This window comes from Paracoccus sp. R12_2, from assembly GCF_017744015.1.
Taxonomy (GTDB): Bacteria; Pseudomonadota; Alphaproteobacteria; order Rhodobacterales; family Rhodobacteraceae; genus Paracoccus.
The window spans coordinates 56,113-66,708 of record NZ_JAGHRA010000015.1 but is presented as its reverse complement, the minus strand read 5'-3'; the positions used below and the strand labels follow the sequence as shown (position 1 = coordinate 66,708).

The 10,596-nt window shown below is 63.2% G+C and carries 14 protein-coding genes; 11 read left to right on the top strand and 3 right to left on the bottom strand.

Annotated features, from left to right (window positions below; translation table 11 throughout):
• Position 1: 1 nt before the first annotated feature.
• Positions 2 to 1,324: a TRAP transporter large permease gene (locus J7359_RS15940; protein ID WP_209058097.1), complete on the bottom strand. Its 1,323-nt coding sequence runs from the start codon at positions 1,322 to 1,324 to the stop codon at positions 2 to 4.
• Positions 1,325 to 1,504: 180 nt separating this feature from the next.
• Here J7359_RS15940 and J7359_RS15935 point away from each other — a divergent pair, with 180 nt between their 5' ends.
• Together J7359_RS15935 and J7359_RS20040 are read left to right on the top strand one after the other, a co-directional pair.
• Positions 1,505 to 2,839: a L,D-transpeptidase gene (locus tag J7359_RS15935; protein ID WP_209058095.1), complete on the top strand. Its 1,335-nt coding sequence runs from the start codon at positions 1,505 to 1,507 to the stop codon at positions 2,837 to 2,839.
• Positions 2,836 to 3,678, top strand: a complete 843-nt coding sequence (locus J7359_RS20040) for an extensin family protein (RefSeq protein ID WP_209058094.1) — start codon at positions 2,836 to 2,838, stop codon at positions 3,676 to 3,678. The genes J7359_RS15935 and J7359_RS20040 overlap by 4 nt, the downstream gene beginning before the upstream one ends.
• 2 nt (positions 3,679 to 3,680) lie before the next feature.
• Here the strand turns inward: J7359_RS20040 and J7359_RS15925 are convergent, their stop codons facing one another.
• Both J7359_RS15925 and J7359_RS15920 read right to left on the bottom strand, forming a co-directional pair.
• The gene (locus J7359_RS15925) at positions 3,681 to 4,412 is read right to left on the bottom strand and encodes a Crp/Fnr family transcriptional regulator (RefSeq protein WP_209058093.1); all 732 of its coding nucleotides are present in this window, start codon (positions 4,410 to 4,412) and stop codon (positions 3,681 to 3,683) included.
• Positions 4,413 to 4,525: 113 nt separating this feature from the next.
• Positions 4,526 to 5,863, bottom strand: a complete 1,338-nt coding sequence (locus tag J7359_RS15920; protein ID WP_209058092.1) for a FliI/YscN family ATPase — start codon at positions 5,861 to 5,863, stop codon at positions 4,526 to 4,528.
• Between the two features lie 97 nt (positions 5,864 to 5,960).
• Here J7359_RS15920 and J7359_RS15915 point away from each other — a divergent pair, with 97 nt between their 5' ends.
• The 9 genes from J7359_RS15915 to J7359_RS15875 are packed head-to-tail and all read left to right on the top strand — an operon-like array spanning position 5,961 to position 10,580.
• Positions 5,961 to 6,353 carry a FlgB family protein gene (locus J7359_RS15915; RefSeq protein ID WP_209058091.1) on the top strand — a complete coding sequence of 131 codons (393 nt, stop codon included), beginning with the start codon at positions 5,961 to 5,963 and terminating at the stop codon, positions 6,351 to 6,353.
• Positions 6,354 to 6,364: 11 nt separating this feature from the next.
• Positions 6,365 to 6,757 (top strand): flagellar basal body rod protein FlgC, encoded by a 393-nt coding sequence (gene flgC, locus J7359_RS15910; protein ID WP_209058090.1) that lies wholly within the window; start codon positions 6,365 to 6,367, stop codon positions 6,755 to 6,757.
• Between the two features lie 11 nt (positions 6,758 to 6,768).
• Positions 6,769 to 7,059 carry a flagellar hook-basal body complex protein FliE gene (gene fliE, locus J7359_RS15905; protein WP_209058089.1) on the top strand — a complete coding sequence of 97 codons (291 nt, stop codon included), beginning with the start codon at positions 6,769 to 6,771 and terminating at the stop codon, positions 7,057 to 7,059.
• 3 nt (positions 7,060 to 7,062) lie between these two features.
• Positions 7,063 to 7,329, top strand: coding sequence for a flagellar biosynthetic protein FliQ (locus tag J7359_RS15900; RefSeq protein ID WP_209058088.1), 267 nt, complete (start codon positions 7,063 to 7,065; stop codon positions 7,327 to 7,329).
• A gap of 3 nt (positions 7,330 to 7,332) precedes the next feature.
• Entirely contained in the window at positions 7,333 to 8,049 is a 717-nt protein-coding gene (locus J7359_RS15895) for a flagellar hook-basal body complex protein (RefSeq protein WP_209058086.1), read from the top strand.
• Between the two features lie 11 nt (positions 8,050 to 8,060).
• The gene (gene flgG, locus J7359_RS15890; RefSeq protein ID WP_209058084.1) at positions 8,061 to 8,846 is read left to right on the top strand and encodes a flagellar basal-body rod protein FlgG; all 786 of its coding nucleotides are present in this window, start codon (positions 8,061 to 8,063) and stop codon (positions 8,844 to 8,846) included.
• Positions 8,846 to 9,259 (top strand): flagellar basal body P-ring formation chaperone FlgA, encoded by a 414-nt coding sequence (gene flgA, locus J7359_RS15885; RefSeq protein WP_247740459.1) that lies wholly within the window; start codon positions 8,846 to 8,848, stop codon positions 9,257 to 9,259. Before flgG ends, flgA begins: the two co-directional genes overlap by 1 nt.
• A gap of 24 nt (positions 9,260 to 9,283) precedes the next feature.
• Positions 9,284 to 10,009 (top strand): flagellar basal body L-ring protein FlgH, encoded by a 726-nt coding sequence (gene flgH / locus J7359_RS15880; RefSeq protein WP_209058082.1) that lies wholly within the window; start codon positions 9,284 to 9,286, stop codon positions 10,007 to 10,009.
• 10 nt (positions 10,010 to 10,019) lie between these two features.
• A complete protein-coding gene (locus J7359_RS15875; RefSeq protein ID WP_209058080.1) occupies positions 10,020 to 10,580 on the top strand; it encodes a hypothetical protein in 561 nt (186 codons plus the stop codon).
• The last annotated feature ends 16 nt before the right edge of the window (positions 10,581 to 10,596 follow it).

Below are 10,596 nucleotides of genomic sequence, written 5' to 3'. Positions count from 1 at the left end.
GTCACATCGCGCCCGCCAGAATGGTCGAAATGATCGGAAACAGGATCAGGATCAGCAGAACAAGAACGTCGATGGCCAGGAACCGCGAGACACCGGCGAATATTCGGTCAATCCCCACGTCACGCGTCACGTTTCCGATGACGAACACGTTCAGGCCGACCGGCGGGGTGATCAGACCGATCTCCAGAAGCTTGACCACGATCACCCCGAACCAGATCGGATCCATGCCATACGCTTCGACCAGCGGCAGCAGGAACGGCAATGTCAGGATCAGTATCGCGATCGGTTCAAGGAACATCCCCAGGATCAGATAGGTGATGATCACGACGGCAATCATGACGAAATAGGACAGGGCGGCATCCTGGGCCCACCCCAGTGCCGCGTCCGGCAGGCCCGTCAGGATCACGAAACCGAAAAAGACCTTTGCCGCGACAACGATCACCAGGATCGCGGCGCTCTGCAAAAGGCTTTCCCGGATCGCCTGCCACAGCACGTCGGCTGTCAGGCGACTTTGGGTGAACCCGATCACCAGAGTCAGCATGACACAGGCCGCCACGGCAGCGGTCGCCGAAAATCCCAGAAGGATTCCACCGACGATCATTGCGAACAGCAGCAGCGCCGGCCAGATCGCCAGAGCAGCGTCGATCCGGCTGGCCTTGTCCACGGTGCCGGGCGGCGCGTCCTTGGGATTCTGTCCGACCCACCAGGCGACGACCGCCATCATCCCCGCCAAAGACAGCAAGCCTGGCAGGACGCCCGCCAGAAACAGCCGGGCGATCGACGTCTCGGTAAAGATGCCGAACAGGATGAACAGGACTGACGGCGGGATCAGCGATCCCAGCGTCCCACCCACGGCGACGGATGCGGTCGCAAGCCTTGGATCGTAGCCCAGGCGCAACATCTCGGGTGCGCAGATGCGACCCATCGTCGAGGCGCAGGCGACCGAGGACCCCGAGATCGCAGAAAATCCCCCGCATCCCACGACCGCCGCCATTGCCAAACCGCCACGCAGGGGTCGCAACCAGATCGCGGCGGCGTCATAGATGCGCGTGGCGATACCGGCGTAGAAGGCGATATTTCCAAGCAGGATCACCAGCGGCACGATCGCAAGGTCACCCGCGCGAGGCAGATCCAGCGCCGTGGACAGCAGGGTCGGCCCGGTCCAGTTCATGGCCACGTCGAAGATCCCGCCGCCGCTTGTCGCATGTATCAGAAACGTGCCGACCGCCCCGACGCCACCAAGGACCAGCGCCAAAGGCACGCGCAGCGCCAGCAGCGAAAGGGTCAGGATCAGCAAGGCAACGCCGATGTTTGCTGGATCCATGTCAGATCGCCTCCTGCACGCACATCTGATCAGCGGCATCCCACGTGATTGTTTCACACAGCAGGCTAAAATTCCGCTATGCGGAATTCAACTGGGAATTGACCCGATTGTGACCAGCAGGATATCTGGCGGTTTCCCCTCGATCACACGATGCTGCCCAGACCCAAGACGGAGATCCCGATGCCGCGCCGCCTGACCCGCCTGTTTCCTGTTCTTTCCCTTGCGGGGGCGGTTGCATTGCCGATGACAGCGCAGATCGCGCTGTCGCAAAGCCAGACAGACATGTCGCCATCCATCATCACCGCCGCGCAACTGGAATCGGCGGGCTATGACGGCGGCGACCTTCCATCCGGCCGCTCGGCACTGACGGCGAAGGTCCAGGTTCTTCTGGATCGGTCCGGCACGTCACCGGGGGTGATCGACGGTTTCAAGGGCGGCATGAGCCAAAGCGCCATCATGGCGTTCGAACGACGTTCCGGGCTGCCCATGGACGGGATTATGGACCCGCATGTGTGGAACCTGCTGCAAAGCTTTGCGCATCAGCCGATCACCATGGATTACACGATCACCCCTGAGGACGCACAGGATCTGGTCGCATCGATCCCGTCCGATTATGCCGAGAAGGCGAAGATGTCTTCGCAGGGCTTTACCAGCATCGCCGAGAAACTGGGCGAACGGTTCCACATGGACGAGAAATTCATCGCCGTCCTCAACCCGGGGGTCGTGCTGGAACCCGGCGCGACGATCAAGGTCACCAACCCGGCCAGTCCCGCCCGGGGACAGGTGACGCGCATCATCGTGGACAAGGCCACGCGGCGCGTGGCGGCCTATGACGCCAAGGGCAGGATGATCGTGGATTATCCGGCGACGATCGGATCCGATGCGACCCCCTCGCCATCGGGCAGCCACCATGTCGTGACCGTCGCGTTGAACCCGAACTATACCTACAATCCCGCCCGCAATTTCAAGCAGGGCGACAATGACAAGGCGCTGATCGTGCCCCCCGGTCCGAACGGGCCAGTGGGTTCTGTGTGGATCGATCTGTCCAAGCCCAGCTACGGGATCCACGGCACAGCGACACCGTCAAGGCTGTTCCACAACCAGTCGCATGGCTGCGTCCGGCTGACCAACTGGGATGCGCGCGAACTGGCGGGAATGGTGAAGACCGGGGTGACGGCGGTCGAATTCCTTCCGACGGGCATGACCATCGCCGAGGCGACGGGGTTGCGACCCGCCGCGCCCGTCACCACCTCTGAGCCGCTGGATCAGGCGGCATCCGCCCCCATCAGCGAGGCCGAGACCGCCAGTCCGACCCCCGCCAACGCAGCCGCGACAGAAGTTCTGGATTTTCCAGATCCCGCCGCGGAATCGATCAGCGGTCGCGTCATCGAAAACACCTCGGAAGCGGAAGCCGACGCCCTGGCCGAACCGTCCGCTGCCGACCCGCTAAGCGATGCATTGTCGGGCGCCCTGCCCGACGGGTTCGTGGTGCCGCCACTGGATGAACAGCCGTGAGAACATACCTGCTGACCATCGCCGCCTTTTGCCTGATCACCACGGCGGCCATCGCGCAGGACCGCCCGCCCGAAGCCACTGAACCCCAAACCGAATTGCCGCTCGACAGGGCCGACGACACGCGTCCGCCCGAGAAACCTGCCAGTACCGAGCGGCCTGACGAAATCGCGAAAAGTGATGGTGAAAACGACGGCGCTGAACCCGACAGTCCGAAAGCTGAACAGGCCTTCGGGCCACCACCTCCGCCAAGATGGTTCGTGCTGCGCGAAAGCGACGGAGAAGAGGCGGCCTGTCGGCTGGCGTTGACGATGCTTGGAACGCGATACGAGGACCGCCCGGCCATCACTGACCCGCAGGATCGCGATTGCGGCATCGCGCGTCCGATCCGGGTGACGCACATCCTGCCTGACCTGGAACTGGAGGGCGGCGCCGAGATGCGCTGCGACACTGCACGCGCCCTGGGTTTCTGGGCGCGCGATTTCCTGCGACCGGCCGCAGCCGCGTTGCCCGGCGCGCCGCGCGTCACCGGCCTTCGGCTTGGCACGACCTATGCCTGCCGCGCCCGCGTCGGAACCGGCAAGGACCGTCCCGACCTGTCCGAACATGCCTTGGGCAACGCGATCGACATCATGGGTTTCACCTTCGCCGACCGCGATCTGCTGGACGTCGCGCCCCGCGAAGACAGTGGCGGCACAGAAGAAGCCTTTCAGCGTGCGGTTCGGGGGGCAGCCTGCCTGTTCTTCACGACCGTTCTTGGGCCGGGCGCGAACGCCGCCCATGCCAACCATCTTCATCTGGATCTGGCCTCCCGGCGCAGTGGCTGGCGACTGTGCCAGTAAGATCAGCGGCGCATCTTTTCCATGTCCAGATAAGTCGGATCGAACCGCGACAGCGTTGCCAGCCCTTGCCAGTCAAGAATGGTCACATCCGCACCCGACCAGCGGATCAGGCCGCGGTCGCGCAAATCACGCACCGCGCGGTTCACGTGAATCGGGGAATAGCCCAGGATATCCGCCAGTTCGCGCTGCAGCAGCGGCAATGAAAAGCGATTGTCTGCGGCCGCGCCGACTGCGTTCAGCCGTGTGTAGATCTCGCACAGAAGATGCGCTAGATGCGCGCTGGATCGCAAGGATGCCGCAGCCACCAGCCATTGCCGATGCACGGCTGCATCGATCAGCGTCGCCATCCACATCATGCGCGTGAGATGAGGGAAATTTTCCGTAATCTCGGTCAACTGATCATGGCTGACGAACTCGACCTCGGCGGGGCCGACGGCAATGACAGAATGTTCAAGCCCGGCCAGCACGAAACCATGCAGATCCACGAAGTCGCCGGGAACATGCAGCGCCGTGATGACCCGTTCCTCGGGGCGGCCGACAAGCTGATGGGACCGTGCCGACAATCCCCGCAACATCATGCAGCTTCTTGCGGCGATGCGTTCCACCGGCACGATCACCTCGCCCGGCGCGAATGAAACATGCTCGGTACGCAAGCTGCGCAGACGGGACAAGTCAGCCTCGGACAGCGTATCACGCCGTTGAAGATAGCGGATAAAATAGTCCGTAATCGCCATCCCGCCCTCCTTTCCATTGGCTGCGAGACAGTTGCAAATCGTCGAATCGGACGCAATGGCCCGAAACTCCCTTCTAACATTCATTAAGCCAAGCAGCTTCGCGCTGATGCGATTCACGCGCTGCGCACGCCGGCCATTGTCCGTGCCGGAACACGCAAGGCGTCCGCCAGTTCCATAAAACTCTGCTGGAGAGATTCACTGCGACGGGTCACGAAATCGTCCAGTTGCGGATACAGCTTCACGGCCTCGTCCAGGCGCGGATCGGTTCCGGGCGCATACAGGCCGGCGCGGATCATCAGTTCCGATTCAGCATACGACCCCAAGGCGGCGCGGGCGCGGGCGATCAGACCGTTCTCGTCCGCGCTCGCCGCATCGGGCAGCGAGCGCGACACCGATCGAACGACATCGATGGCGGGAAAGCGCCCGCGTTCGGCGATGCTGCGTTCCAAGACGACATGCCCATCCAGCGTGCCCCGCAGAATGTCGGCCACGGGTTCTTCCATGTCAGAGCCTGCCACAAGCACACTGAAGATCCCCGTAATGTCTCCGCCCCCCTCAAGACCGGGACCGGCACGCTCGGCAAGAGCCATGACAACGTTCGAAACCGACGGAGGAAACCCGCGATAACTGGGCGGCTCGCCCGCGGCCAGCGCGATCTCGCGGTGCGCTTCGGCAAAGCGGGTGATCGAATCGGCCAGCAGCAGCACATGCTTGCCCTGATCGCGGAAATGTTCGGCAACGGCCATCGCCGCCCAGGCACAGCGCCGCCGGATCAGGGGCGAGCGATCGGATGTCGCGGTGACGATGACCGCGCGCGCCATCCCCTCGGGGCCCAGTGTCTTGTCCACGAATTCGCGCAGTTCGCGCCCGCGCTCTCCGATCATCGCGATGACCACCACATCGGCCTGCACCCCACGCGCCAGGCCCGACAGAAGCGTCGATTTGCCCACGCCGGATCCCGCGAACAGGCCGATCCGTTGCCCCGCGACCAGCGGCAGCAGCGTGTCGAACACCGCGAACCCGGTCGGCAGCCGCGAGCCAAGCCGCTTGCGGCCAACGGCCGGCGGTGCCTCGCACCTGAACGGACGCGGCTCGATTCCTTTCGGCAACGCCCGGCCGTCCAAAGGCTGCCCCAACGGATCGATGATTCGGCCGATCCAGGCGTCGCAGGGCGAAATCGTCGGCGCGAACAGCAACTCGACCTCGGCGCCGACGGACAACCCTTCGGGATGGCCTTCGGGCAGCACCTCGGCATGACGCGGCGCAAGGCCCACGATCTCGCCTGCCACGCCGCTTTCCTGCAATGAAATCATTACCCTGTCGCCGACCGACGCGCGACCGTTCAACCCCTCGACGCGGATCAGGCCGCCGCGAATGGACTGCACGCGGCCGAAATGCTGCGCCAGCCGCAAATGCCTTATGCGGTGGGCGATCGATTCAAGTTTATCCATTTCGCGCTTCTCCTGCCTGAGCCGAACTCGTGCTTCCGAAACGGTTTCTAAACCATTCGGAGTTAAGACCCGGTTATCGCCAATGAGGAGAAGCCTCATGTTTGAGAAGATCGAAATGATGCGAATGGCCCGCGCAATGGGTCAGCATGTGACCGAACGACAGACCATCGTCGCCAGGAATATCGCCAATGCCGACACCCCTGGCTTCAAGGCACAGGATCTGCAGCCGTTCGAGGACAGCTATCGCCGCCGCGACGACCTTGCGGCAATTCGGACCACAAGCCCCCGGCATCTGCCCGTCCCGACATGGTCACCCGCCGAACTTCGTGTCGCTCAGACCGAGACCGGAGTCTCGCCCAACGGCAATTCTGTCTCGCTGGAGGCCGAAATGCTGAAGGCAGCCGAACTCAAGCGCGAGCACGAATTGTCGCTTGGGATCTATCGCTCGGCCCTCGACCTGATGCGGACCAGCATCGGCCGGCGGGCCTGAGGGAGGTATTCATGGCAGAACCCGTATCCCCCCTTCGACTGTCCGCGTCCGGCATGCAGGCCCAGGCCGAACGGCTGCGTCGCGTGGCCGAGAACGTCGCGAACGCAGACACGCCGGGGTATCGCCGAAAACTGGTCGCCTTCGAGGAGGCTGTGGGATTCGGTCGTCCCAGCGGCACCGTCGAAGTCTCGAAAACCATCCTCGACCGCACCGAACTGCCACGGATCTATGATCCGTCCCACCCCATGGCCGATGAGCAGGGATATTATTTGGGGTCGAATGTGAACCTGGTCATCGAAATCGCGGATTCCCGCGAGGCCGGGCGCAGCTACGAAGCCAATCTGAAGATGTTCGAACAGACCAGACAGATGGGCGCGTCCCTTCTGGATATTCTGCGTCGCTGAAAGGATTTTTCATGATCACTGCAATCAATGCCGCCAATGCCTACAACGCCGCGCGCAGCGCGGTTCAACCCGACCTGGCCGCCGCCCCCACTTCGGTCGCGAAACTGGGCGAGGCGGCCCAGGACTTTGCCGCCCAGATGGCCCAGGTCGACGCGGTGTCGACCGACGCGATGACCGGCCAGACCGACACCCACCAACTGGTCCAGACAATCGCCGAATCCCAGCTGGCGATGGAGACCGTGGTCGCGATCCGCGACAAGGTCGTCGAGGCCTATCAGGAAATCCTGCGGATGCCGGTCTGAGCCATGAGCGAAACTCTTCTGTTCGACATGCTGCGCCAGGCCTTGCTGATCTCTGTCCGGATCTCGGCCCCGATGCTGGGTGTGGCATTGGTTGCGGGGGTCGTCATCGGACTTTTCCAGGCATTGACCTCGGTGCAGGAAATGACCCTGACATTCGTTCCCAAGGTCGGGCTGATGCTGGTGGTCTTCTGGGTCACCATGAGCTTCATGACCACCGCCCTGTCCGATTTCTATGTCGGTCAGATCATCCCCCTGATCGCGGGAAGCTGAACCATGGACAACGCGATCTACGCGGCGCTGACCCGGCAATCCGGATTGATGAACGAAATGCGCGTGGTCGCAAACAACATTGCCAACGCAAATACGACCGGCTTTCGCCGCGAAGGCGTGATCTTCGCCGAACACCTGTCCGCCCTTGATCGACAAGGCGACACGTTATCCATGGCGCATGCCCGCGGCCGGCTTGTCGATCTGGATCAGGGCGTACTGACGCAGACCAACGGCACGTTCGATCTGGCGCTCGAGGGCGACGGTTTCTTCATGCTGGAAACACCGGAGGGACCGCGCCTGACACGCGCCGGGGCCTTCATGCCGTCGCCGGAAGGCGAACTGATGAACGCGGACGGCCATCGCCTGCTGGACGAAGGCCAGGCGCCTATCATCATTCCGGCGGGCGCCAGCAAGGTCGGCGTTGGTGCCGATGGCACGCTGTCGGCAAACGGCATCAATTTCGGCCGCATCGGCGTCTTTGCTCCACCGGAAGGCGCGCAGATCACTCATGACGGAGGCACCGGCTTCGCCATCGACGGCGACCCCGAGCCGGTCGAGGACGCGAGTATCCGCCAGGGTTTCCTGGAGGAATCCAACGTGGATGCCGTTTTCGAAATCACCCGCATGATCGAGGTCCAGCGCGCCTACGAGCTGGGCCAATCCTTCCTTGACCGCGAGGATCAGCGGATCCGCAACGCGATCACATCCATGACCCGCTGAGAGGAAAAACCATGAGAGCCCTTCAGATTGCCGCGACCGGCATGAGCGCCCAGCAAACCCGCGTCGAGGTCATCTCGAACAACCTCGCCAACATGTCGACAACAGGCTTCAATGCGCGGCGGGCCGAGTTCGCCGACCTGCATTATCAGCAGGCGACTCGCCCCGGCACCGTGACGGCGGCCGACGGCACCGTGATCCCCGCCGGCGTTCAACTGGGACTGGGCGTCCGACCCAGCGCGGTCAGCATCAATCTGCAACAGGGATCGCTGAGCCAGACCGGAGGCGATCTGGACATGGCGATCGACGGCGATGGCTATCTGGAGGTGACGCTTCCTTCCGGTCTGTCGGGATATACACGCGACGGCGGGCTGAAAAGATCGGCCGAAGGGCAGATCGTGACCTCGGACGGCTATCCGGTGGTGCCCGGCATCACCATTCCCGACGACGCCCGGTCAATCTCGATCAATGCCGGCGGCGAGGTCTATGCCTATTTCAACGACCGGGTCGAACCCGAGTTGCTGGGCCAGTTCACGCTTGCCAGCTTTTCCAACGAAAAAGGGCTGGAAGCGATCGGGTCGAACCTGTTTCTGGAAACCGCCGCATCGGGCGCGGCGCAGGTCGCCAATCCCGGACAGGAGGGTCTGGGCACGCTGCGGCAGGGCTACCTTGAAGAAAGCTCGGTCGATGCGGTGCGAGAGATCACCGAGCTGATCAAGGCGCAGCGCGGTTATGAACTGAACGCCAAGGTCATTACCGCCGCCGACCAGATGCTTGGCGCGACCACGCAGGTGCGTTGATGATCCGCGCCCTTGCCCTGTTGCTGCTGCTACCCGTCTCGGCCCAGGCCGGGACTCTGGCGGCGGCCCGCACCCTGCCCGCCGGCACGGTCATTTCCGCAGCCGACCTGCGCGCCATAGACAGCGCGCGTTCGGGTCTCAGCGATCCGTCGCAGGCGATCGGATTGCAGACACGCATCACCATTTACGAAGGCCGGCCGATCCACGCCAACCTGTTGCAGGCCCCCAGGCTGGTCAGCCGCAATCAATTGGTACGCCTGTCGTTTCTGCGCGGACCGCTGCGCATCGAGGCCGAGGGACGGGTCCTTGGCGACGGCGCCGCCGGCGATCTGGTCCGGGTGATGAATCTGGATTCCCGCAGCACGATCACCGCCCGCGTGATGCCCGACGGCAGCCTTCTGGCCGGTCGCTGACAGTAGAAAGACAAGGAATACCGCATGAAATCCACACATCTTCTTTGTCTTGTCCTGGCGTTGGGTGCCTGCTCTCGGGTTGCCAATGTCGGCCAGGCACCCACGCTCAGTTCTCCGCGCAACAGCGAGGAATTCATCGCCATGACCAATCCGCCGCTGGACATTCCGGTCGATTCGGGCCGTCCCGAAGCAGCGGCGTCGCTGTGGGCCGGCACAACCTCGTCGCTGATCAGCGACCGGCGCGCCTCGACACGCGGCGACATCCTGACCGTGGTGATCGAGATCGACGACCGCGCGGAAATCAGCAACAGTTCGGGTCGGTCGCGCGCGGCCGGAGACGAGGTCAGCATGCCGCAAATGATCGGGATTCCCCAGCGGCTTGCCGACAAGCTGCCGGAAGGCGCAAGCTTCGACGACCTCGCAGACGCCTCGTCATCATCGACCTACAAGGGAAGCGGCAACATCACGCGCCGTGACAAGCTGACTCTGCGTGTCGCCGCCACGGTCATCGAGCGCCTGCCGAACGGCACATTGCAGATACAGGGCATGCAAGAGGTCCGCGTGAACTATGAATTGCGCGAACTGACGGTATCCGGCTTCGTACGGCCGGGCGACATCGACCGCAACAACGAAATCGAATATGACAGGATCGCAGGCGCCCGCATTTCCTATGGCGGTCGAGGTCAGATCACGGATGTTCAGCAGCCGCGATACGGCCAGCAGATCGCCGATATCCTGCTTCCCTATTGAGGTGCGCGGAATGAAGAAAATCCTGATCATGCTGATCCCCGTCCTGGCGCTTGCCGCGGGCAGCATCGGCGGCGACATGCTGAGGCCCGCAGCCACGGCAGACGCAGAAGGTGCGCACGCAGACGGATCAAGCGCAGCGGATGCAACGGCGACTACCGCGGCACATGGCTCTACCGATACCGGTCACTCTGAGGATGCGCATGGCGGGGGCGGGCATGAGGGCGACGGACATGGCGGCGACCCCGGCGCTGCGGCCTGGTTCACGTTTCCATCGCAATTTTTCGTGCCCATGATGCGCAATGGCGATATGGGCGCGATGATGATCATGACATTGACCGTCGAGACGACCGAAGCCGATCTGGAAGCGATGAAGCAACAGGAACACCGGCTGCGCGATGCATTGCTGCGACAGCTGATGGTGCTGGCCAATACGGGCGCCTTCGACGGGAACTTCACCGCCGAGGCCAGACTGCGCGTGATGCGTGAAGGACTTTTGAAGGCGGCGCAGGACGCGACCGAGCTTTCTGTCGACAAGGTGCTGATCGAGGATATCGCCAGACAGCAGGGTTGAACGGCCTGCCCGACAC